The sequence below is a fragment of the Metabacillus litoralis genome, from assembly GCF_003667825.1.
Lineage (GTDB): Bacteria > Bacillota > Bacilli > Bacillales > Bacillaceae > Metabacillus > Metabacillus litoralis_B.
The window spans coordinates 670,967-695,650 of record NZ_CP033043.1 but is presented as its reverse complement, the minus strand read 5'-3'; the positions used below and the strand labels follow the sequence as shown (position 1 = coordinate 695,650).

Below are 24,684 nucleotides of genomic sequence, written 5' to 3'. Positions count from 1 at the left end.
GTACTCAAAATAATACATAAGCATTCAAGAAAAATCATTTCTTGAATGCCTTTTTTTGACCAAATCAGATAATTACTCTCTAAATGCACGCTCACCTAATATTTTTAATGTTATATCATCAGAAGGTGGGTTATGTAGCCCTGCACGAACATCGCGGTAATGCCTTTGCAAAGCATTAGAGTTAAAGAGACTTTGCCCACCTACTATCCTCATAGCTAAATCAACAACTTCAACAGCTGTATTTGTCACGACAGTTTTTGTAACTGCCAAATCATACGCTAAAGAATCACGCTCATTCTTACTTGCTGAATCCCATTTCTCAGCTGTAGAATACATGAGTGTTCGCGCCGTGGTTAACTTCACATCAATTTCAGCAACCTTTCTTCGTACTTCAGGCACATCTTTAATTGGATGAGTTAAACTTGTTGGTTGATATGTTTTTGCAAATTCTATTGCTTTATTTCTTGCAGATATGGCAATGCCTATATAACATGCTGGAATATGAAGAAGCCAGCCTTGTGCAGTAGGTCTTTCTTTCTTCTGTTTTCTTTCAACTAAAGCTTCTAATGGGACCTCAACCGAATTTAATATAAGATCGTCACTTCTAGTCCCACGCATACCTAATGTATCCCAAGTTTCCTCAATTTCCACACCAATTGCTTCTCTTGGAATTAGAAAGTCACCAATCTCTCCAGTTTCTTCAAGTGTGGCAGGTACAATAAAGTAATCAAGTGCCGGAGCTAGTGAAGTAAAGATTTTTTTACCATTAATAATCCAACGTCCTTCTTTTTGTATAGCATTTGTTTCAGGTTTACCACCTCTTGCTGGACTTCCAGAGTTTGGCTCTGTTGCAGCACTGTTAATTAGCTTTTTTGAAGAAATAATTTCTTTACATATTGTATTATAAGTATTTTCTCCCCACTTTTCCGTTTCTCTTAGATGCATCATTAATCCCAAATGCCATCCTAACGATAATGCAGTTGCTGCATCTCCTTGAGCTATTTTTTCTTGTACTAGTAAAAATTCGTACAAAGTTGCCCCTGTCCCTCCCAAGTTTTTCGGAATGGTAAGATGTAAATATCCAGCTTCTTTTAAACGATCAAAATTTTCAAATGGAAATAAGCCTTCTTTATCATATCGGTCTGCACGTGTTTCAAATTCTTTTGCAAGCTTACTTGTTTTTAATAACAATTGCTTTTGATCTTCATTTTTTATAAATTGTTTATCTATATAATTCACGTTATCACCTCGTTATCCATATTGTAGTCATTTTAAGAGTTAACTGAAAGTAATTTGGCTTAACAAATTGTTTACCTTTTCATTCTTCTATTTGTTTTGATAAAATAAAAGAGGAACTTCATTAGAGGCTCTTTTCATTACATATTCATCCTAGGATGAAGGAGGTTTTTTTCTTGAGTAATTTCAAACAAAACTTAGAAAAATATGCCGAACTAGCAGTTCGAGTAGGGGTAAATATTCAGCCAAATCAAAACTTAACGATTAACGCATCTACAGAAGTTGTAGAATTTGTACGTCTTGTTGTTAAAAAAGCTTATGAAGCTGGAGCACGTAATGTATATGTTGAATGGCATGATGATGTGATTACGAGAACTCGTTTTGAACTTGCTTCAGAAGAAGCATTAAGTGATTATCCTGAATGGAAAGCGAAAGGCTTGGAAACATTGGCTGAACATGATGGTGCTTTTATGTCCATCATTTCTTCTGATCCTGATCTTTTAAGTGGAATAGATCCAAAACGAATTGCTGCTTCAACAAAAGCTGCTGGAATGGCGCTGACAAAATATCGAAATTATTTACAAGCAGATAAAGCTAGTTGGACAGTCATTGCAGCACCTTCTAAGGAATGGGCCGCAAAGGTGTTCCCTAATGAAAGCGAAAATAAACAAGTTGAAAAACTATGGGAAGCCATTTTTAGAACAACTCGTATTGATCAAGCTGATCCAGTTGAAGCATGGAAACAGCATAATGATTCATTACATACAAAAGTAGACTACTTAAATAATAAAAGATACAAAAAGCTTCATTACAAAGCAAAAGGTACAGATCTTACGATTGAATTACACCCTACTCATACATGGGTTGGTGCTGGTAGTGAGAACGAAAAAGGCAATTTCTTTATGGCTAATATGCCTACAGAAGAAGTTTTTACCGTTCCATTACGTAATGGCGTAAATGGTGTTGTTCAAAGCACGAAGCCCCTAAGCTATAGTGGTAATTTAATCGACAACTTCTCACTAACTTTTGAAGATGGAAGAATTGTTTCAGTAAAAGCAGAAAAAGGTGAAGCAGTCTTAAAGCAACTTGTTGAAACCGATGAAGGTTCACATTACTTAGGTGAAATTGCTTTAGTTGCTCATGATTCTCCTATATCACAGTCAGGTATTCTTTTCTATAACACACTTTTTGATGAAAACGCATCTAACCATTTAGCAATTGGAAACGGTTATGCATTTTGTGTTGAGGGCGGAAAGAAAATGTCTCGTGAGGAGCTTGAAAAAGTAGGTGTAAACTCCAGTCTTACCCATGTTGATTTCATGATTGGTTCAGCTGACATGGACATCGATGGTATTAAGGAAGACGGAACATCTGAACCAATCTTCCGCAATGGAACTTGGGCTTTCTAACTTTCAATTAGCCAAAAGGTCTGACAAAAATGTCAGACCTTTTTAAATATGTTAAGATAAATTTTGTATCAATTTTATTAGCCAATTTAGCATACCACCCAAATGGTTAATAAAGAAAATAAATAAGAAGTCACGATAAGGAGTTTAGTATGAAAAAGGTTGACGTATACATATTAGCTGGTTTTCTAGGAGCGGGAAAAACAACACTTCTTCAAAACATTCTTACCCAAGAACATCAGAAAAACAGAAAAATTGCTGTTATTATGAATGAACTAGGAGAAATTTCAATAGATTCTGATGCTGTTTCTAAGGATACACCCTTAAAAGAGTTGCTAAACGGTTGTGTTTGTTGCACAATTCAAGGTCAGCTTGAGGTTCAACTAAATCAAATGCTTCATGAATATGAGCTGGACGCAATCTATATCGAAACTACCGGGGTTGCCCATCCAATTGAGGTACTTGATGCATGTTTATCTCCCCTTTTTGCTGAAAAGCTGGATGTTAAGGGCATTATCACTTTAGTAGATGCAAAAAGATGGCAGGACCAAGAAAAGCTAAGCATTCAATTGCGTAAATTACTAATAGAACAAGTAACACATGCTGATATCGTTCTTTTAAATAAAACAGACTCACTATCCGAGAATGAAAAAGCAAAGTTGGTGGCAGGTATTCAAGGGTTAAATCCAAACGGAAAATTATACATGACTGAGCATGCGAAGATACCACTTTCTGCCATTCAACCACAACAACCAGGTGAAAAAAAACACCATGAACAATCACATGTTTCTAAGAACCTGCACTTACGAAGCTATGTTCACACCTTTACAAATCCCATTGATTTAGATCAATTTGAAAAATTTCTAAGGGAGATGCCCGATACTATTTACCGAATTAAAGGTTATATAACCTTTACTCATTCTACTGAGTCCTTTCTTTTTCAATACTCCTATGGCATGCCGTTATACATGAAAGAACAGATTAAAAGAAAACAAACTCTTGTTTTTATCGGGGAAAATCTAGATCATAAACAACTAAAGCAACAGCTCGCTACAGTAGAAATCGTATCAAATTAACTCGAGAAGGCAAGCATTACATCTTGTAAGCTTGCCTTTGTTCTATCAAAATCCTTATTGTTTTCCATAGGTTTCAAGGTTTGCATAGACAATTTTCAGATAAGGAGTATTCACTTTGTGTTTTTCTGACTCAGAAAGCAGATAGCCTTGTAAATGATCAGCTTCAACTTGAAAGCCTTTTTCCATATCTCTTTGCATAGATGACTTCATCGTATAATCCATTTCTTTTACTCTATTTACCTGAACCTCTTCAATACCATCTACTATCGGTGCATTCATTTTACGCATAATAGAACCAATTTCAAAAAATAATCCTTCAATTACTTCTAAGCCATGTTCTGTTTTAAGAATTGGTCCAATACTTGATCGAAACAACGAGGTAATACCCGATAATCCAGTTATGAACATATATTTATGCCACATATCCTGTAAAATTGTGTTACTTCTTTTAATTGAAGCTTTAGTATGTGAAAACACATCTTCTATTTTCTTAATTCTTTCGGTTTCTTCTCCAGAAAGTTCTCCATACACTAAATCATGACTTGGGCTTGTTTGGATGATGGTACCTTCTTCATTAACAGTAGATTCTACAAAGCAAAGGCCACCTATGATTTGTTCTTTTGCAAATATATTTTGAAGTTCATAAAGATGTTTAATGCCATTTAACATTGGTATAATTGTCGTCTGAGTTCCAACAAACGGTTTAATGTCTTGTATAGCCTGATTAAAATGATACGATTTCGTACCAATCATAATAACATCATATACCTCAACATCAGATTCTGTAGTTAAAACCGTTTTCGGTTGAAATGTATAGTTGCCATGAATGCTTTCTATTTTTAAGCTCTTCTCTTTTATTTGCTTTTGACGGCCTTCTCTTACTAAAAATGTCACATCTACACCTTTCTCATGAAGTCTTCCTCCAAAATAACCTCCTACTGCACCTGCACCAACTACTAAAACTTTCATTGTGTTCTCTCCCCTGTATGTTTATTTTGCTTTAATAGAATCTTCTTATTAAAGTATAAGTAAGCGATAACAATTTGTCATGTTATAAACTCTTCCCCTTTAACAAACTCTACTTCCGATCATCAGCTGTGCTAAAATATGTACAAATAATAGCGAGGTGTGTAAACATGTTTGTGTTATTTTTGACGATGCTCGAAAGATTAGGAATCATTGTTACCGTTGCTCTTATTATGACAAGGTTGCCTTTCTTCAGACATATGATTGAACGAAACGAAATTAGTAGAAAACAACAATATTATGCAATTTTATTCTTTGGTGCTTTTGGTATAATTGGTACATATTCTGGTATAACGTTTGATTCAACCTCTTTACAGTTTGACAGATGGGCCTATGCTCTAGGAAACGAGGAAGCAATTGCCAATTCAAGAGTTATTGGCATTATTATTGCAGGACTACTGGGTGGGTATAAAGTCGGTATTGGTGCTGGTTTATTAGCTGGAATTCATCGATATTCTCTCGGCGGGTTTACTGCTTTATCTTGCGGAATATCTGCTATACTTGCTGGAATTCTATCTGGATTTTTTTATAGAAAAAAAGCTCGTCTAAATTTGTCAACTGCATTATTTGTTGGAGCTTTGGCCGAGACAATACAGATGCTTGTGATCCTCCTCATTTCAAGACCATACAATCAAGCGTTACAGCTTGTAGAAGCAATTGGTCTACCAATGATTGTTGCAAATGGTGTTGGATCAGCTATTTTTCTTCTCATCATACGAAACGTCTTAAATGAAGAAGAAAAAATTGGGGCATTGCAAGCACAAAAAGCACTGAGATTAGCAGAGCAAACTCTTAGTTATTTAAGAAATGGGCTAACGTTAAAAACCGCAGATGTTGTGTGTAGAATCATTTTAAAAGAGGTAGATGCCTTGGCCATCTCTGTAACAAATCAAGAAAGAATTCTAGCTCATGTTGGAATGGCTGATAATCATCACAAAGCTAATCAAAAGATTCAAACAACCCTAACAAAACAAGTTCTTGAAAATGGAAAGCTCACAATTGCCAAGCAAGAAGATATTCAATGTCAAGAAAAAAACTGTCCATTAGGCGCCGCTGTTATTGCCCCTCTAAAAATAAGGGACGAAACAATTGGAACATTAAAATTTTATTTTCAATTTGAAAAGGATATTTCTTATTTAGTTATCGAATTAATTAGAGGGTTAAGTTCATTGCTCAGCAACCAATTAGAAATCGCAGAAGCCGAACAAGCAAAACAATTAGCAAACGAAGCAGAAATTAAAGCGCTTCAAGCACAAATCAGCCCTCACTTTTTATTTAATTCATTAAACATTATTGTCTCATTAATTCGGACAAACCCTGACTTAGCAAGGAAGTTACTTTTATCTTTATCACAGTTTTTCAGAAAAAATCTAACAGGAACAACGACAAAATGGACTACCCTTGAGGAGGAGCTTGCACATGTAAGAGCATATCTCTCTATTGAGGAAGCAAGATTTGTTGATAAACTATCTGTTGAATACGATATAGATCATCAGGCTTTATCTCAAAGAGTTCCTACACTAACTTTACAACCTATTGTTGAAAACTCCATCAAACATGGAATAAAAGATTTGGATAAGAATTGCTTAATAAAAATTTCTGTTAGACATAAGGGTACTAGTATATTTGTAACAATTGAAGATAACGGAAAGGGGATTGAGCTTAGTCGATTAAACTCTTTAGTAAAAAGTATTGTTGAGTCCAAACAAGGCACTGGCTTTGGGTTATATAATGTGAATCGAAGACTTTTGCTCATGCTCGGAGAGGAAAGCACACTGCGTATTTCTTCAAAACTTAATCAAGGTACAGCCGTGTCTTTTAAGGTAAAGTAGGAGGACAAAATGAAAAAGAGACAAATCAAAATATTGATTGTTGATGACGAACGCTATAGCAGGGATGAATTAAAACACTTACTTTCAGAGCATGATATTATTCATGTTGTTGGTGAGGCAGACTCAGGCGAATCTGCCTTAGTTAAAACTTTGCAACTAAAGCCAGATGTTGTTTTTTTAGATATTGAAATGCCTAAAATGAATGGAATGGAAACAGCTATGGCAATGAAGGAATTAAAGCATCAACCTCTCCTAGTTTTTGCAACAGCCTACCCTTCATTTGCAGTAGACGCCTTTCGTTATGATGCAATTGATTATGTATTAAAGCCTTTTGAAGAAGAGAGATTGCAAGAAACAATTGGTAGATTGGAAGACCGCTTAGTAAATATAATCCCCCAGCAAGAAGAATTTCCATCAAAATTGGCTGTGGAAAGTGATGAGGGAATTGTCTATATTCACCCAGACGACATTCTCTATTTATATCGTGATGAACGGGTAACGAAAATTGTTGGCAGTGTATTTAAATATGAAACAAAAACTCCTTTAAAAGATTTAGAAATACGACTAAAGGACTTTAGTTTTTTCAGAATACACAAAAGTTATCTTGTTAATTTAAAATATGTAACAAAATTAATTCCATGGTTTAACGGAGCTTATCAACTTGAACTGAAAGGTTATTCTGAGCAACTTTCAGTTAGTCGTAATTACGTAAAAGCCCTACGTGAACGGTTAGAGATCTAAACCTCAATATTAAATTTTTCACAAAAAGGTAAACTTAACTAGAACAAAAAAATAGCTGGTATGAAATTTTCATACCAGCTATTTTTAATTAAGCATATAATTGCTTTACTTGCTTTTGAACATTATCATCTTCTAAAAATTCATCGTAAGTCATTTGTTTATCAACTAAGCCATTCGCAGTTATTTCAATGATACGATTCGCAATTGTTTGAACAAACTGATGGTCATGAGAAGTAAAGATCATTGCGCCTTTGTATGCGGTTAGACCATTATTTAAAGCCGTAATTGATTCAAGATCTAAGTGGTTCGTTGGTTCATCTAGTAAAAGCACGTTAGCTCCACTAAGCATCATTTTTGATAACATACAACGAACTTTCTCTCCTCCAGACAATACACTTGGCTTTTTCAAAACTTCTTCACCAGAGAACAGCATACGGCCTAAGAAGCCACGTAAAAAGCTTTCACTTTGGTCATTAGGAGAATATTGACGTAACCAATCCACTAAATTCGGCTCATCACCTTTAAAATATTCGCCATTATCTTTTGGGAAATATGCCTGAGAAGTTGTTACACCCCATTTAAATGAGCCACTATCAGGTTCCATTTCCCCGGCTAAGATTTTGAAAAGAGTTGTAATCGCAATTTCATCTCGACCAACTAATGCAATTTTATCTTCCTTATTTAAAGTAAAGCTAATATTATCTAAAACTTTTACACCATCAATTGTTTTTGATAATCCTTCAACACGCAAAACATCGTTCCCTATCTCACGCTCAGGTGTAAAGTTTACATAAGGATAACGACGAGAAGATGGTTGTATGTCGTCTAAGGAAATCTTATCTAATAATTTTTTACGTGATGTTGCTTGTTTTGATTTCGAAGCATTAGCGCTAAATCTCGCAATAAAGTTTTGAAGCTCTTTAATTTTTTCTTCTTTTTTCTTATTAGCTTCTTGCCCTAGTTTAAGTGCCAATTGACTAGACTCATACCAAAAGTCATAGTTTCCAACATAGATTTTAATTTTAGAGAAATCTAAATCAGCAATATGCGTACAAACTTTGTTTAAGAAATGACGGTCATGAGATACTACAATAACGGTATTCTCAAAGTTGATTAGGAATTCCTCTAGCCATTGAATTGCATGGATATCAAGATGGTTTGTTGGCTCGTCCAGAAGAAGAACATCTGGCTCACCAAAAAGCGCTTGAGCTAAGAGTACTTTAACCTTATCTCCACCTGTTAAATCTGCCATCTTCTTTGTATGAAGGTCCTCTGAGATACCAAGTCCTTTTAAAAGGATTGCAGCTTCACTTTCGGCTTCCCAACCATTTAGCTCAGCGAACTCACCTTCTAACTCAGCCGCCTTCATACCATCTTCATCTGTGAAGTCAGCTTTCATGTAGATAGCATCTTTTTCTTGCATTACTTCATAAAGGCGTTTATGACCCATAATGACAGTTTTCAAAACTTCATGCTCTTCATATTCAAAATGGTTTTGTTTTAGTACTGCTAAACGTTCACCAGGTGCCATGCTAACATCACCAGATTGGGCTTCAATCTCACCTGATAAAATTTTAATAAATGTTGATTTCCCGGCTCCATTTGCCCCGATTAAACCGTAGCAGTTACCCGGAGTAAATTTAATATTAACATCTTCAAAAAGCTTGCGATCTCCAAATCGTAAGCTAACATTCGTTACTTGAATCATGAAACATCCTCCACAAATAAGGGTAATCCCTATATCTTTATTTTTTAGTAATCATTATGCCATTAATGAAAAATAGCAGTAATGAATAAAACTAGACACACTTTTACAGACATGCCTATTATAATGGAAATTCCTAGTGATATCAATGAATACAGAAAAACAGGTGACAAAAGATGTATAAACAGAAGGAAGCACCCCATATTGGTTGCTTCCTTCCCTTCCTACATAGATAAAGCTTTTTTTGCGAGATTTATATCATTGTTAAGTAGTTTTTGTAAATTATATGCGGGATAAAAACCTCTTTCATACATGTAATAAAAGATTCTTGCATGAATATTTATAGCTGATTGTAATTGTTTAGCTAGGACACTCCTCAACTCAGGAGTAGCTGTCTCGGTTATTGCCACAGCATAGTTTCTAACTGCCGCTTTTGAGAATGCTAGTAAATCTCCAGCATAAAAAGCTTTATCCATGTCTCTCGAATCTTCCTCTCCACGTGCAGCTAACGGATAAAATTGTAACAATTCTCTTATGTTTGTTTCTAACTCACGGATTGACTGAGAATAAATTGATTTTAAAGTAGGACAACTAATTTTATTAAGACCCTTCTTTAATTTCATTAATCCAATTGACGAAAAAGCTACTAATTCATGTAACTCTAATGTCTCGTGCCAAGCAAGTGTTTTTTGTTTTGGTACATTTTGATATGAATAATTCATTGTCTCTCCCCCTGATCATTAATCCCTATAGCTTTATTCATTAAAAGAAAAATGGTCGTTTGTCCTATCAAATATGGGCTGTGAATTTTCTGATTTTATAACCCAGGTTGATAATTTGATGTATAAAATTCATGACAATTGTTAACGACTTAATTTAGGGAACGGAGGTAATCATCATATGATTTCAACACGCGGGGATGCACATAAACTTTATTTAAAGTTTAAAAAAACAGTCGAAAATGGACAACCGCTTCATAAATTAAAAGAACTAAAAGAAATAGAACAAATTAAACATTTCTATCTTTCTATTGATACCTCAACATTAGAAAAAATGTATTATCGAATTTTAAAAGAAAAAAATGGAACAGGAATGATTCCTGTATTTGTATCTGCTGGTCCTTGGCTACTTTTTCTTTTTTCAAAGCAACTTCAAGATTTTTTATTTAAGAACGGCAGTATGCCTTTTGTTATTTTTATTTCCATCTATCTAACAATACTAGTGATAAGTGTTATTCTACATTTTCGAGAAAAATCCTGGGCTGCAATACACCTAACCTTGATAGAAAATATTCTAAAGGAACGACAATCGACACTTGTTCACTAATTAGCAAACTTGACTTATCGCCAAGTCCTAATGGCGAAAGCCTTAGTTTTCCTTATACGATCACCCACAAAAACTTATACCTTCTGATAGTATAAAAAAAGAGCGCGCTAAATAGCACGCTCTATAGATTAAGTCTCTATTTCATCTCTTTCTTTTGTTTCTGAAATACAATGATTGTAAATAACACACCAGTGATGATCGTAGTAAGTGTCGATAGCATTGCATTGACATTCGTTGTTACAAACACGGAAGGTATGTCACCATAAACAGTATCGTCCATTGTTAAAAATAAGCAGAGAAACATATTATTTGCTGCATGTGCACCAATAGAGAACTCTGAACTGTTTGTTTTTATTGAAATATACGTCCAAATAAACCCCATTGCTAAATAATCTAGCGCTACCCAAAAGGCTCCATACTCCATTTCTGGGTTAAAAAAGTGAAGACTACCAAAAATCCCGCCAACTATAATAGCAAGCAATATCGGATTTGTCGTAAATTTTGCTCCCCACTGAAGAAGGAACCCTCTGAACAGAAGTTCTTCAGAAGTTGTTTGAATCGGAACCAGAAAAATTACCGCAACCAATAACCACATAAACCTGTTAGCATCAAAATCATTTAAATAATAATCATTTGGGAAAAAGGCATAATCGATTAATGTAAACACAACTAATAATATAAATAAAACTACATAACCATAAAATACTTTTCCCCAATTAAGGTTTTTATACGGTGTTATTAATGAGATAAACCTTCTTTTTAAGATCGCTTTAACTGCAATAAGTAGACCAAGAATCAAAAAAATGCTTTGCAAGTGTAGCAGGTAAAGATCAACTAAAGGGTCTGTTACCAACCCCGTCTCAAAATCTATCAAACCAGGTTGAACAAGCTCCCCTAATATAAGTGCTACTGTATATGCAACTGTTCCTAAAATAAGCATAAAAGCTAAAATAACAAATAGAGAACCAATATACCTCTTATGCGTATTTTTACCTTCTTCAATTTTGATAAAACTTTGCCTCATCAACAAATCTCCTTTTAACTTATTAATTGAAAGATTAAATAAACAGCTACTGCCCAAATAATAAGAGCAGAAACTTTATTTATCTTTCTCAAGTGTTTTCCATTTTGATCAATTTTCTTTATACTTCTTCCTGTCAGCGCGAGACCAACAAACCAAATCCACGAAACAATAATACAAGCTAGTGTAAATAACACCTTGTCTCCTTCATTATAAGCAAGTGAACTCGTCCCAATGACACCAATTGTATCTAAGATTGCATGTGGATTTAATAAAGAAACACTCATCGCAAACATAACTTGTTTTTTTGGAGATAATGAGGAGGATTGGTGCTCCTTACCTGCCTGTTCATCTGACCTCCAAACAGACCAACCCATATAAAGCAAAAACATAATTCCTATCAAAAATATAGTTATTTTTAACCATTCAAATGAAAAAACAATAACAGATACTCCTAGGACTGCAAGAATAATTAAAAATGTATCACAAAGTGCTGCTGTAACAATAACTGGAAGAGCCCGCACAAATCGAGGTTGAAGTGCTCCTTGGTTAAAAACAAACACATTTTGTGCACCTAAAGGAAGAATTAACCCAAATGCTAATAATATTCCATGCAATATTGCTTCCACTTCTTTTCCTCCATTATTTAGAGTTTCCTTTTTTAACAGATATTAACATCATATATGAATACGAATTGTTTTTAAATATATAACTTTAAATCTTACATTCTATTTATTATCACCTGCATCTTGAAAGCGTTTTACTACATGTTACACTCTCTATTTTACATCTTAATCACAAAACACTCCGTTTGAGTTGTTTTTTTGTTAAGATTCATGTAAGCGTATTCATCATTCTAATGGAGGTCCTTTTATGTATACATTTATTGCTGGAATTGTACTATTAATCTTAGGATATTTTATTTACGGTCGTTTTGTAGAAAAAGTCTTTGGTGTGAAAGAAGCAAGAAAAACACCAGCTATCACTCGTAGAGATGACGTTGATTACCTCCCTATGGGCAAGAAACGTAATTCTCTTATTCAATTATTAAATATTGCTGGAGTAGGACCAATCTTCGGACCTATTATGGGAGCATTATATGGTCCAGCCGCATTCATTTGGATTGTCATCGGATGTATTTTCGCTGGTGCTGTTCATGATTATTTGACAGGAATGATTTCAATTCGTAATCGTGGAGCACACTTACCAGAGCTTGCAGGGAAATTTTTAGGTAAAGCAATGAAACATGTTGTAAATGCTTTTGCTATTTTATTATTACTTTTAGTGGGAACTGTATTTGTAACAGCACCAGCCGATTTATTAGCAGGTATTACTCCTGACTGGGTATCATTTGGAGTGATTATAGGTGCTATCTTTATCTATTATATTTTAGCAACACTATTACCAATCGATAAGGTTATTGGTCGTTTATATCCAATTTTCGGGGCTTTACTTTTAATAAGTGCAATTGGTGTAGGTGTCTCATTAGTCATTACCGGTGCACCAATTCCTGAATTAACGTTTGCTAATATGCATCCTGATAAAGCACCGATCTTCCCACTATTATTTTTAACTATCTCTTGTGGAGCCTTATCTGGATTTCATGCAACACAAACACCGATCATTTCACGTACAACACAAAATGAATCTCAAGGTCGCTTTATTTTCTATGGAATGATGATTGCTGAAGGTATTATTGCGATGATCTGGGCAGCTGCAGCTATGAGTTTATTTGACGGCTATAATGGATTAGCTGATATTTTAGCTAATGGTGGTCCAGCTGCAGTTGTAAGTGAAGCTTCTACTGCCATGTTAGGAGCAATTGGTGGAACGTTAGCAGTTCTAGGTGTCATTGTACTACCGATTACTTCTGGAGATACTGCATTTAGAAGTGCACGTATGATCATTGCAGACTATTTAAACATTTCTCAATCTAAAATTATGAGTCGCCTTTGGATTGCGATTCCATTGTTCATTATCTCATTTGCGCTAACTAAAATTGACTTTACACTATTATGGCGTTATTTTTCTTGGGCAAACCAATCAACAGCAGTAATTGCATTATGGGTAGCTTCAATGTATTTGTTCATCGCTAAGAAAAACTATTGGATTGCTATGATTCCAGGGATTTTCATGACAATGGCCACAACCACGTATATTTTGAATGCAGCAATTGGCTTCGGATTATCATTAACAACCTCATATATCGGCGCTAGCATCGTCACTGTTTTAATTATTGGACTCTTTTATAAGTCCGCTATTAAGGCAAGAGAAAATAATTTACAACTTGATGATGACATAAATATTGCAGCATAGCATTATCCCAAAAAAGAAGCAGCTTTCCTGGCTGCTTCTTTACTTCCATAAGTTCAATTTTTCGTCCTTGCCTTTCTTAAACTCATATTCAATTTATGTTAAAATAAGCTATCTAAAAGTTTAAGGGAGACTATCACTATCATGAAATTACACACTCTAATTGAATACTGCTTACTAATCTTTTTTTCAGGAATTTATTTTGCCTTTCTAGGTTTTGAGTCTAGTGGTGTTACGTTTATTATCGGGGTTATATTCATTTACATCATTATTTCGCTCTCACTAAAGAGAATTCTTCCCCGTTATCACCTTGAGGATAAAAAAATGCCTATTTTAGTTAGTGTACTACTAGTAATAGGTTCTGTCTTTATTACGATGCTTATTTTAACGGTCTTGGCTACATAATAGCATTTCATTTATTCACCTAAATTAGTTGGTGGTTTTCCTTGATTATGCTTTCTTTTTCTTTTAAAAATGAAAAGCGTAATAAAAAGAATTCCACCTATAAGAATTAAAATCGGTAAACTTCCAACTAAGAAAATAAAAATACTAGACATTGATTTTAAAACAACATTCACACTTTCCATGAACTGCTTCTTTGTCCGCTCCCAAGTATTCAAATCCTCATTATCAAGTCCTGGAACATTTACTTTATCTTCTCTAACTTGAAGGGTTACAGTAGCTAAACTTACTTGATTATCTAAGTAATTCATTCTTCCCTTTACTGTCTCAATTTCTTCTTGAATAGCTGCTAAGTCGCTTGAAATTTTCAATAAATCCTCTGTTTTTTCAGCATTCTCCATAAATTCAAGCAATCTTTTTTCAACAACTTGTTTAGATTTTAAACGTGATTCAAGATCAACAAATTCTTCTGTTACATCTTGACCTGATATTGAACGATCTAAAATCTTTGTACTCCCCTTTTCAACACTCTCCAAAAATAAATGAAAAGATTCCTGGGGTATTCTCACTGTTATTGTACCCTCAACCGTTTCTCCACCATCCACAGAGTAGGAATGAGACTGTACAACATATCCATGTAAAGTTTCTATTTTCTCTTGAACAAATTTCACTGTTTCATCAAAATTCAATACTTTTATAGACAGGTCAGCTGTATAAATAACCATCCTATCACTATCAATGCTATCTTCCTTTTTTTCCTTTTCAACCGTATTTTCTACTGAGCCTGATTCTGATTGTTCTTTCTTTTCCAGTTCCGGAACAGCTTGATCAGCGGATTGACTCGTCGTATTCTCAGTTGCACTCTCACTTGAATTGTTACTACAACCAGTAAAAAGTATAACGAGAAAGAATGAACATAAAAGAAACCTCCACTTTTTCATCTTTTAACACTTCCTTTGTCGTGTTTGACTTATATATGTAGTCGCTTAAAAGTATGAAATGTTACAAAGATATGGAAGATAACTTTAAAAAGAGGCTGACCCAAAAGTCTAGATTTTAGACCTTTAGGTTAGCCTTTTTTAAAAAATAATAAAATTAACTATAAAACTGGTTCGTTCCATCGCGCTCCAGACACTTGCTTTCCGCGGGGAGCAAGCTGAGCCTCCTCGGCTTCGCCTGCGGGATCTCAGCCTTTCCTCTACCTCCCGCAGGAGTCAAGTGTCTTCCGCTCCATTCCACTATCAATTTAAAATAATATTTATCTGCAACAATCTTCATTTAGTCAAGAACAAACACTTCAAAAAACACGATTGAATGAGGGCATCTTTGCGCTGCACAAAACTTTAAACAAATACAGAAATAAAGAAAAAGAGAAAAATGGATACAAAGTAAGGGGAAGAGATACCTCTTTTTCATTAAAATATCCTTGTTATTTGTTTCTACACAAAAATAAAGAAAGGCTGCTCAAAAGTCGTTATTTTATGAACCTTTTGAGTCAACCCTTCGTTGCATGAACTATTCTGTTTTACTCAAATGATCAAATGGGAAAAAGATAAATTCAGACTTACCCAAAATACGATCTTTTTCAATTAAACCTAGACCGTTTCGACTATCCATACTATTTAGTCGGTTATCTCCCATAACAAAATAGTTACCGTTCGGTACCTCTATCTCTTCAAAATCATCCGTTAAGTCAATTCCTATACTCTCTGCTTCCTTTTCATTACTATTAAGATATGGTTCCTCTATAACCGTTCCGTTTACATACACTTTTCCATCTTGCGCACTGACCTTATCTCCAGGGACACCTATTACACGTTTTACATAGCGAATGTTTTCTTCTTTGCCATCAATAATAACAATATCACCTTTATCGATCTCACCAATAAATTTTAACGTTTTATTAACAAAAAGACGATCCCCATCATGTAGTGTTGGATCCATTGAAGATCCTTCTACAAGATATGGTTCAAATAAAAAAATACGAATAATCATAGCTAGTCCAACCGCTAGCACAATGGCCTTTGTCCATTCCCACATCTTTGACTTCGTTGTTTCTGTTTCTGTTTGTGACATGAAGATCCTCCTAAATTACATTGCTCTTTTATCATTATACCTTTTTATATGGATATTTTGCCAATAAATATACAATTTCTATAAAAACAATTAATCCCCGAGTGAATGGAAAATTCACCGGGGATTAGAAATAATATTTTGTTTATTTAGTTGATGAAATCTTTACTATTAAAGGTAACTTCTTATTCTACCTCTAGTTCCACTTCAATATTTCCTCTTGTTGCTTTTGAATATGGACAAAATCCATGTGCTTTCTCAACCAATTCTTGAAGCTTGTCCTTTTCAATACCTGTCCCTTTTACTTGTAACGTAACACCAAGTTTAAAACCATCATCAGACTCGTCCTTTAGGAGACTAACATTTGCCGTAACTTCAGACTCAAAGCTCACGTTTTCTTTTTTTGCCATTAATTGTAACGCACCGTCAAAGCATGCAGAATAACCAGCCGCAAATAATTGCTCAGGATTTGTTGCTTCAGGGATTTCCTTGGCTCTAGGTGAACCTGGCATTGCTAATTGTAAATTGATATTGCCATCAGATGACTCAACTCTGCCATCTCGTCCACCGACTGCTTTTACTGTTGATGTAAATAATGGTTTTGACAAGTTTATTCCACCTTTCAATTCTAGCTTTTTCTCTACTACTTTTATTTACCCAACTTTTTTCACTTTTAATCACTTTACTTGAATCAATTTCATAATGTATCATTTGTTACCAAAAAACGTATGAATTTCACATTTAATCATGTTTTTATCCGCGTATTGTTTACTAACATGTTCAAGATGAAGAAAAATGTTCGTTTTTTGATTTAAGTGTCATAATTATGAAATTAACTCGCTTATAAAAAAAGCTGACTGATTTCTAGTAAACTAAAAATCAGTCAGCTTTATTAATTACATTCTTTTATTCAGTAACACGCTTCTTTAAAATCCCAAGCATTAATGCAGTAACTACTGCACCAATTACTATAGCTAGTAAATATAAAACTGGGTTACCTTCAACTAAAGGAATAACAAATGCACCGCCGTGTGGAGCGCGTAATCCATTTCCGAAGAACATTGCTAAAGCTCCAGCTACTGCAGAACCAGTAATAATGGAAGGAATAACACGACCTGGATCGGCTGCTGCAAAAGGAATAGCGCCTTCTGTAATAAATGAAGCACCCATAATATAACAAGTAATACCTGCTTCACGTTCACGTTTTGTAAATTTATTTTTGAATAAAGTAGTAGCTAATGCAATTCCTAGTGGAGGAACCATACCACCTGCCATAACTGCAGCATGCGGAGCAAAGTTTCCAGCATCAATCATTGCAATACCAAATGTGAAAGCAGCTTTATTGATTGGACCACCCATATCTACTGCCATCATACCGCCTAACAGTAAGCCTAGAAGTATTAAGTTTCCTGTACCTAAGTTGCCTAAGAAGTCACTAATCACACCATTTAATGCACTTACAGGTTTATTTACTACAAAGAACATGATCATTCCAACAGTGAATATACTTAAAACCGGATATAACAGAACGGGCTTAATACCTTCTAAAGAAGCTGGCATACCAGATAAAAGTTTCTTTAAAAGTACAACAATATAACCTGCTAAGAAACCAGCAATTAATCCACCCAAGAAGCCTGCGCCACCTTGAGCAGCCATAAATCCACCAACCATACCTGGTGCTAAACCTGGACGGTCTGCAATACTTAATGCAATGAATCCAGCTAATACAGGAATCATTAATCCAAATGCATTTCCGCCACCAATTGTGCTCAATGCTTCAGCAAAGGCGTTATGTGAAGGGTCATTAGGATCTGATGCATGAATTCCAAACATGAACGATAAGGCAATTAAGATACCGCCACCTACAACAAACGGTAACATATTAGATACACCGTTCATTAAGTGCTTATAAAATCCAGTTCTTTCACCACTGCGATCTTCTTTTTTCGACTCTCCACTTCCTTGATAAATTGGAGCATCTTGATTCACAGCACGATCTAATAATTCTTTTGTTTTACGAATACCATCAGCAACTGGAACAATGATCACATGCTTACCTTTAAAACGTTCCATTTCTACTTGTTTATCTGCAGCTACGATAATTGCTGTGGCTTCTTCAATTTCTGCAGGAGTTAAAACATTTTTAGCTCCACCGGAACCATTCGTTTCTACTTTTAACGATAAGTTCAGCTCTTTTGCTTTTTCTTTTAATGCATCTGCTGCCATATACGTATGAGCAATACCCGTTGGACATGCAGTAACAGCTAATATTTTACCTATTTTCCCTTCGGATGACACAGCTACATTCTCATCTTCTTGAACATCATATTGGTCGATAATCGCCAACACTTCATCCTCTGTTTTTGCTTGTAGTAACTGATCTCTTACTTCTTGCTTCATTAATATACTTGAGAGTTTTGACAATGCTTCTAAGTGGGTATTGTTTGCGCCCTCTGGAGCAGCAATCATGAAAAACAAGTAACTTGGCTGGCCATCTAATGACTCATAATCCACACCATTTGTTGAACGTCCAAACACAATAGCAGGTTCTTTCACTGCATTTGTTTTAGCATGAGGAATCGCAATACCATCACCAATTCCTGTTGTACTTTGTTTTTCACGATTTAATACTGCTTGCTCATAAGACTCTTTGTTTGAAAGCTTACCAGCACGATCTAGAACATCAACTAATTCTTTTACAACGTCGCCCTTTGACGTTGATTGGATTTCTAATTTTATTGTCCTTTTTGTTAATACTTCTGTTATCCTCATCTTTTTTCCCCCTCTATATTTTGACTACTTCTATTTGAGGTAATAACTCTTCTACTTCTTTTTTTGTGCAAAGCTCAAGTGAGAAGGCTGTTGCACTGCCTGAAGCAACACCAATCTTAAACGCTTCTTCCAACGATTTATTTTCGGAGAAAGCACCTAAAAATCCACCAACAACTGAATCACCGGCACCAACAGAATTTAACACCTTTCCTTTTGGTACATTTGCTACATAACCGATTTCATCTGTAACTAGAAGTGCCCCTTCACCAGCCATTGAGACAATTACATGCTTTACACCTTGTTGAACAAGCTGCTTCGCATATTTATGTGCATCTTCCACAGATTGAATGTTTGTTTCAAACAATTCCCCTAATTCATGATGATTTGGTTTGATTAAGAATGGCTTTTCAGATACAACTTCTTTTAGCGCATCACCAGAAACATCTGCGACTACTTTTATCTCTTTCTCTTTACAAATAGTCATGATTTTTTGATAGATAGATGTTGGTAATGTCCCTGGAATACTACCTGCTAAAAGAACAATATCGTCTTGATTCATATGCTGAAACAATTTTAAAAACTGATTTAGCTGTTCTTCTGACACACTAGGTCCTACTCCATTTATCTCTGTCTCAACGTCAGTTTTTAGCTTAACGTTTATTCTCGTATCACCAGAAACGTTTATAAAGTTGTGTTGAATATTCTCTCCAGATAGAAAATCTGCTACAAAAGAACCGGTAAAACCACCTATAAAACCTAATGCGTTAGATTCAACACCTAATCGTTTCAACACACGTGATACATTAATCCCTTTACCACCAGGAAATTTTGAATCTTCCGATGTACGGTTTAACGATCCTAGCTCAAATTGTTCAACTCTTACGATGTAATCAACTGATGGATTCAATGTCACGGTATAAATCATGTATTCACTACCTTTATTGCTGTATTTTTTGTATATGGATAAAGGACTTCATCTTCCCCTTCATCCGTTATAATCTTTGCTTCTGAAAGCTGAGCAATTCTTGAAAATGCAATTTCTCCAAATTTGGAATAATCAGCTAAAACATATTTTTCTCTTGAAAGCTTTAGCGCTGTCATTTTCATTGCTGCTTCTTCTGGATCAGGTGTTGTATAACCTAACTCAACATGTATGCCATTTACTCCTAAAAAGCATTTATCAAAACGGTATTGTTCTAATGCCGTTAAAGCACCGCGTCCAATCATAGCACCAGTGGATGGCTTTAAAAATCCACCTATTAAATATGTTTTTATACCTTTGCTTAAAAGCGGTTCAATAACAGTTAGTCCATTAGTTACAACGACAATTTCTTTTTCAGGTGATAAATATTCAACCATTTGTAGTGTTGTTGTACCTGCATCTAAAAAAATACAATCTCCTTCTTCTACAAGAGAAGCTGCTTCAGCTGCAATCACTTTCTTTTGTTGAAGGTTTTTGGCAGATTTTTCACTAACATTTGGTTCCTTTAACTTTCCTTGTAAAAGTGCTGCACCGCCATGAATTCGTTTTAAATATTTATCTTCTTCCAGTTGTGTTAAGTCTCGACGAATTGTTGACTCTGATGTGTTAGTTAAGTCGACAAGTTCATGTATTTTCACAGAATGTCTTTCTTTTAAAAGATCAAGAATTAGTCGATGACGTTCAGGTGTTAACAACTAACAACACCTCCTAATTTTTTGTAAGCGAATACATCCTCTGCTTACTTTTTCATTATACTTTCATCTCCAACCAAAATCAATCATATTTTATCAAAAACTATCACTTTTTATCACTATATACATACAACTCTTTCAAAAACATTCATACACCGAATGATATTTTAATAAAATAATAGTAAAAATTCATTATAGGTGAATGAAATTGATTGTTTTTTAAAGAATTCGATTGTATTAGTTAAATCAGTCTCTGCATTTCAAGATAAATATAATAAAAAACCTCCCATAAACAACTAATGGGAGGTAAATAAAATGTTATTCATATCGTAAAGATTCAATTGGACTTAAGCGGGCCGCTTTATTCGCAGGTAACATTCCAAATACAATTCCAATAACCATTGAAAATATTAACCCTCCTAAAACAACCTGCCATGAAATGAGAGGTGGCCATCCAGCAAAGATTGATACAACATTTGCTGCTACTGCTCCTAATAAAATTCCGATAATTCCACCTATAAGAGTAAGGGTGACCGATTCAATTAGAAATTGAGTAAGAATTTGACGCTTTGTTGCACCTAATGCCTTTCTTATTCCGATTTCTTTTGTTCGCTCAGTTACGGAAACAAGCATGATATTCATCACACCAATTCCCCCGACTACAAGTGAGATGCCTGCAATTGATCCAATGATTAACGTCATAATGGTTGTGATTTGACCAATTCCTTCTGCCATTTCTTCCATATTAAACACTTTATAAGAATCATCTGTATTATGAGTTGTATTTAAAAGAGTTGTTGCCTTTTCTCCAACCTCTTTCATTACATCTGCATTTATAGCCTGTAAAGTAATTGAATTATATTCATTTTTTCCAAAAGAGTTCCGAAATGTATTCCATGGTACATATACTTCCATCGCCCCGAATGCGAATAAACCTTCTGGCTTCTCTAATACTCCTATAATTTCAATCGGTTGACCATTAATCCAAACAACTTCACCTAACGGCTCATTTTTATCAAACATTTCCTTTTTCAATTCTGAGCTAATAACCCCTACACGTGTGCCTCCAATAAAATCTGCTTCAACCAGATTTCTTCCTGATTCAACTTTCAAGTTATTTACTTCCATATAGGCTTGGTTTATACCGTAAACACTAGTATCGGCTGTTTCTTCCTGATATCTTGTTGAAAAGTATTCTGATGAAGCAGCTACCACTTTTTTCACTTCTGGTATATTACTTAGTGAATGAACATCTTCTTGAGTAAAGGCAGCATTCATATAGGCATTTGGGTTTGACATTAATTCTTCTTCACTTGGTTCGTAATAAACTTCAATCGTATTACCAGGACCAGTTATTGAAGTTTTTAGTAATTGCTCTCCACCTTGACCGATGGCAACAACTAAAATAACGGATGCCACACCTATAATAATTCCGAGCATCGTTAAAATGGACCGCAATTTATGAGCTAAAACTGAACTTAATGCCATCTTTACATTTTCAAGTAAGCTCATACTTCTCTCCTCCGCTCTACATCTGAGAGAATGATACCATCTCTAACGGTTATGATTCGCTTTGCATAATCAGCTACCTCTTGTTCGTGGGTAACAAGTATAACTGTGGTACCCTCCAAATTTAATTGTGTGAATTGCTCCATTATTGAAATGCTTGTTTTACTATCAAGTGCACCAGTTGGTTCGTCAGCTAGTATTATTTTAGGGTTATTTACAATTGACCTCGCGATTGCAACACGTTGTTTTTGTCCCCCAGATAACTCATTGGGCAAGTGATTCATCCTCTCAGCTAGCCCAACTTTTTCAAGAGCCTGCTTTGCTCTCTCCTCACGCTCTTTTTTCTTATAACCGGCGTAAACCATCGGAAGCTCTACATTTTTTAGAGCAGTGAGCCGGGGAAGAAGCTGAAATTGTTGGAAAACAAAGCCTATCGATAAATTACGTACCCTAGCTAACATTTCATCCTTATAAGTGGAAATGTCCTCATCACCGAGTAAGTATGTTCCCGAGGTAGGGTTGTCTAAACACCCAATCACGTTCATTAGTGTCGATTTTCCGGAACCAGAAGGACCCATAATCGCTACAAATTCACCTTCGTTAATTGTTAGACTAATTCCTTTAAGAACATCTAATGTATCCTGTCCAACTTTATAGCTCTTAGTAATGGAAGTTAACTCAATCATTTCTCATTCACTTCCATGTTATTTTGCAGTTCATTTGAAGGACTAACAATAACTCTTTCTCCTGTCTCTAACCCTGTTTTGATCTCCATATACTCATCACTTGCCGCTCCTGCTTTTACTATTTTACGAATCGCCTTTCCTTCTTCAACAACAAATACATAATATTCTTCAGCATCCTGTTTAACAGCTTCTAAAGGAACAGCAAGAGCTTTTCTTTTTTCTGTTTGGATATCCATTATTAATTTAAAACCTGGTTTTGCTTTAATACCTTTATCATCAATTGTAACTTCAATTGGATATTGAACAGCACTCTCTTCATTACCCATTACATTTTCACTCTGTTCCGGTAGAAGACTAACCTTACTAACGACACCAACCCATTCCTTTCCTGGTACAACATCAGATCTCAATGTTACAGGTTGCTTCTCCTTAATTTTTAAAGAATCATATTCAGAAATGGATCCCTTTACAATAAGCTCATCAGGTTTTGCAATGTGTAAAATAGCTCCTTGAGTGACTCCTTTTGATGCATCTTTACTAATAGAAAGAACCGTACCAGAAATTTCACTTACAACTTCAAGTTCTCCCAGTTTTTTCTCAATTGTTTCTTTTTGAAGCAGCACTTGTCTAGCTTCGATGTTAGCTAATTTTAAATCTGTTTTTAATTGATCTCTTTCGGCATCAACTTGTTTTTTTGCTTCATCCTTGCCTACTTGCTTCGTCAACTCTTCCTCTTTTTCATCCAAATCATTTATTTGTCTTTCCACCTGATTAATTCGTAAGTAGGAAGATTCTAGAGATAAAGCATTTTGTTCTTTTTCTAATAATAGCTGTTCATTCTCATACCGAAGTAGAGGTGTTCCTTCTTCCACCTTATCTCCTTCTTTTACAAGAATCTCAGCAACTTTACCGCTTTCAGGGGATAAGTAAACAAAACTCTCATTTCTTAGCGAAAGTGTACCGGGAACCATTACATTCCCGGTCATTTCACGTTCTTCAACTTTTATTGTATCAACTGTTAGATTTTCCTTACTTACTGTTCGAAAAACATTAACTCCAACTAATATAATGATTAAGCACGAAACGCCTATTCCTATCCAAATTTTTTTCTTCATTAGAACTGTGCAATCCCTTCAAAAACTCCTCCAATTGCTGCAACAATAAGACCTAAAATAAAGAAAATAATAGCAATTGTATATGCTGCCGGTTTGGATAGTTGAGCTACTTTCACAAGTCCAAGTGCTAATAAAACATAATACCAAATTTGAAATACTTCAAAAACACCTAAAACGGCTCCTAAAACACCATCTGCCCCTACAAAACTGTTAATACTAGTTAGCATAATGTACGGATCCCCGCCAATTGCATAAATAATAAGTTGATTCAATAATTGACCGATTGTCGTGATAAAGCTTGTGAAAATCATAAGCGAAAACATTTGTTTGAATGAAACCGGCGATTTAACTATTTTGGCAATTCCAAATAAAATAGCTCCAAATACTAATAATCCAATTGATGTACCAAATAAACCACCAAGTCCCCCGAAAATGATACCAAACATTTTTGTAAGCTCAAGCTCTTCAGCCGACATAGCTGGGCCTGGTATTGTAGAATAATCCACGTTAAGTGCTATAAGTACAGCAACAACCGTTCCGAGTATAGACAGGAGAATTAAGGGAAGCCAAATGACTGGTCTTTCTCTTAATCTTTCAAATTGTTCTCCAGGTTGAAGAATCATTCCGAATAATGACGGTTTCTTAGTTTCTATTGTTTGTTCTTCCATGTTTCTACCTCCAAAATTTGTCTTCATTACCTAATACGTAGGAGGTATTAAATGGTTTCAAAAAAAAGCAAAAAAATCTTAAGCTACTTGTTTTGAAAAACTA

The 24,684-nt window shown here is 35.0% G+C and carries 23 protein-coding genes; 7 read left to right on the top strand and 16 right to left on the bottom strand.

Annotation, left to right across the window (positions count from 1 at the left end; genetic code table 11):
* Window positions 1–72 precede the first annotated feature (72 nt).
* The gene (locus D9842_RS03205) at window positions 73–1,239 is read right to left on the bottom strand and encodes an acyl-CoA dehydrogenase family protein (protein WP_121661255.1); all 1,167 of its coding nucleotides are present in this window, start codon (window positions 1,237–1,239) and stop codon (window positions 73–75) included.
* Window positions 1,240–1,412: 173 nt separating this feature from the next.
* On the opposite strand from D9842_RS03205, the gene D9842_RS03200 reads away from it, so the two are divergent.
* Both D9842_RS03200 and D9842_RS03195 read left to right on the top strand, forming a co-directional pair.
* A complete protein-coding gene (locus D9842_RS03200; RefSeq protein WP_121661254.1) occupies window positions 1,413–2,645 on the top strand; it encodes an aminopeptidase in 1,233 nt (410 codons plus the stop codon).
* Window positions 2,646–2,794: 149 nt separating this feature from the next.
* Window positions 2,795–3,718, top strand: coding sequence for a CobW family GTP-binding protein (locus D9842_RS03195; RefSeq protein WP_121661253.1), 924 nt, complete (start codon window positions 2,795–2,797; stop codon window positions 3,716–3,718).
* Window positions 3,719–3,772: 54 nt separating this feature from the next.
* Here D9842_RS03195 and D9842_RS03190 read toward each other — a convergent pair whose 3' ends face one another.
* On the bottom strand, window positions 3,773–4,687 hold the full coding sequence (locus tag D9842_RS03190) for a ketopantoate reductase family protein (RefSeq protein WP_121661252.1): 915 nt from the start codon (window positions 4,685–4,687) through the stop codon (window positions 3,773–3,775).
* Window positions 4,688–4,854: 167 nt separating this feature from the next.
* Between D9842_RS03190 and D9842_RS03185 the strand changes: the two genes are divergently transcribed.
* A complete protein-coding gene (locus tag D9842_RS03185; protein WP_121661251.1) occupies window positions 4,855–6,576 on the top strand; it encodes a sensor histidine kinase in 1,722 nt (573 codons plus the stop codon).
* A gap of 9 nt (window positions 6,577–6,585) precedes the next feature.
* Window positions 6,586–7,317 (top strand): LytR/AlgR family response regulator transcription factor, encoded by a 732-nt coding sequence (locus D9842_RS03180; RefSeq protein ID WP_121661250.1) that lies wholly within the window; start codon window positions 6,586–6,588, stop codon window positions 7,315–7,317.
* Between the two features lie 88 nt (window positions 7,318–7,405).
* Here the strand turns inward: D9842_RS03180 and D9842_RS03175 are convergent, their stop codons facing one another.
* A complete protein-coding gene (locus tag D9842_RS03175) occupies window positions 7,406–9,025 on the bottom strand; it encodes an ABC-F family ATP-binding cassette domain-containing protein (RefSeq protein ID WP_098798064.1) in 1,620 nt (539 codons plus the stop codon).
* Window positions 9,026–9,246: 221 nt separating this feature from the next.
* Entirely contained in the window at window positions 9,247–9,744 is a 498-nt protein-coding gene (locus D9842_RS03170; RefSeq protein ID WP_121661249.1) for a spore coat protein, read from the bottom strand.
* Window positions 9,745–9,922: 178 nt separating this feature from the next.
* Between D9842_RS03170 and D9842_RS03165 the strand changes: the two genes are divergently transcribed.
* Window positions 9,923–10,348 carry a hypothetical protein gene (locus D9842_RS03165; RefSeq protein ID WP_121661248.1) on the top strand — a complete coding sequence of 142 codons (426 nt, stop codon included), beginning with the start codon at window positions 9,923–9,925 and terminating at the stop codon, window positions 10,346–10,348.
* A 136-nt stretch (window positions 10,349–10,484) separates the two neighbouring features.
* Here the strand turns inward: D9842_RS03165 and D9842_RS03160 are convergent, their stop codons facing one another.
* Both D9842_RS03160 and D9842_RS03155 read right to left on the bottom strand, forming a co-directional pair.
* The gene (locus D9842_RS03160; RefSeq protein WP_121661247.1) at window positions 10,485–11,372 is read right to left on the bottom strand and encodes a CPBP family intramembrane glutamic endopeptidase; all 888 of its coding nucleotides are present in this window, start codon (window positions 11,370–11,372) and stop codon (window positions 10,485–10,487) included.
* Between the two features lie 14 nt (window positions 11,373–11,386).
* Window positions 11,387–11,998 (bottom strand): LysE/ArgO family amino acid transporter, encoded by a 612-nt coding sequence (locus D9842_RS03155; protein WP_121661246.1) that lies wholly within the window; start codon window positions 11,996–11,998, stop codon window positions 11,387–11,389.
* A 244-nt stretch (window positions 11,999–12,242) separates the two neighbouring features.
* Between D9842_RS03155 and D9842_RS03150 the strand changes: the two genes are divergently transcribed.
* Both D9842_RS03150 and D9842_RS03145 read left to right on the top strand, forming a co-directional pair.
* Entirely contained in the window at window positions 12,243–13,685 is a 1,443-nt protein-coding gene (locus D9842_RS03150) for a carbon starvation CstA family protein (protein ID WP_121661245.1), read from the top strand.
* A gap of 141 nt (window positions 13,686–13,826) precedes the next feature.
* Window positions 13,827–14,087, top strand: coding sequence for a hypothetical protein (locus D9842_RS03145; RefSeq protein WP_121661244.1), 261 nt, complete (start codon window positions 13,827–13,829; stop codon window positions 14,085–14,087).
* Between the two features lie 11 nt (window positions 14,088–14,098).
* Here D9842_RS03145 and D9842_RS03140 read toward each other — a convergent pair whose 3' ends face one another.
* From D9842_RS03140 to D9842_RS03090, 10 genes are all read right to left on the bottom strand, one after another.
* Window positions 14,099–15,025: a DUF4349 domain-containing protein gene (locus D9842_RS03140; RefSeq protein ID WP_121661243.1), complete on the bottom strand. Its 927-nt coding sequence runs from the start codon at window positions 15,023–15,025 to the stop codon at window positions 14,099–14,101.
* 574 nt (window positions 15,026–15,599) lie between these two features.
* A complete protein-coding gene (gene lepB / locus D9842_RS03130) occupies window positions 15,600–16,160 on the bottom strand; it encodes a signal peptidase I (protein WP_121661241.1) in 561 nt (186 codons plus the stop codon).
* Window positions 16,161–16,342: 182 nt separating this feature from the next.
* Complete coding sequence (locus tag D9842_RS03125; RefSeq protein WP_121661240.1) at window positions 16,343–16,765, bottom strand: organic hydroperoxide resistance protein; 423 nt, start codon at window positions 16,763–16,765, stop codon at window positions 16,343–16,345.
* A 298-nt stretch (window positions 16,766–17,063) separates the two neighbouring features.
* Window positions 17,064–18,929 (bottom strand): PTS fructose transporter subunit IIABC, encoded by a 1,866-nt coding sequence (locus D9842_RS03120; RefSeq protein WP_121661239.1) that lies wholly within the window; start codon window positions 18,927–18,929, stop codon window positions 17,064–17,066.
* 13 nt (window positions 18,930–18,942) lie between these two features.
* On the bottom strand, window positions 18,943–19,854 hold the full coding sequence (gene pfkB, locus D9842_RS03115) for a 1-phosphofructokinase (protein ID WP_121661238.1): 912 nt from the start codon (window positions 19,852–19,854) through the stop codon (window positions 18,943–18,945).
* Window positions 19,851–20,606: a DeoR/GlpR family DNA-binding transcription regulator gene (locus D9842_RS03110; RefSeq protein ID WP_121661237.1), complete on the bottom strand. Its 756-nt coding sequence runs from the start codon at window positions 20,604–20,606 to the stop codon at window positions 19,851–19,853. The genes pfkB and D9842_RS03110 overlap by 4 nt, the downstream gene beginning before the upstream one ends.
* Before the next feature lie 315 nt (window positions 20,607–20,921).
* On the bottom strand, window positions 20,922–22,115 hold the full coding sequence (locus tag D9842_RS03105) for an ABC transporter permease (RefSeq protein WP_121661236.1): 1,194 nt from the start codon (window positions 22,113–22,115) through the stop codon (window positions 20,922–20,924).
* A complete protein-coding gene (locus D9842_RS03100; protein WP_121661235.1) occupies window positions 22,112–22,798 on the bottom strand; it encodes an ABC transporter ATP-binding protein in 687 nt (228 codons plus the stop codon). The genes D9842_RS03105 and D9842_RS03100 overlap by 4 nt, the downstream gene beginning before the upstream one ends.
* On the bottom strand, window positions 22,795–23,913 hold the full coding sequence (locus tag D9842_RS03095) for an efflux RND transporter periplasmic adaptor subunit (RefSeq protein WP_121661234.1): 1,119 nt from the start codon (window positions 23,911–23,913) through the stop codon (window positions 22,795–22,797). Before D9842_RS03095 ends, D9842_RS03100 begins: the two co-directional genes overlap by 4 nt.
* Entirely contained in the window at window positions 23,913–24,581 is a 669-nt protein-coding gene (locus D9842_RS03090) for a YknW family membrane protein (protein ID WP_162987283.1), read from the bottom strand. Before D9842_RS03090 ends, D9842_RS03095 begins: the two co-directional genes overlap by 1 nt.
* Window positions 24,582–24,684: the final 103 nt, after the last annotated feature.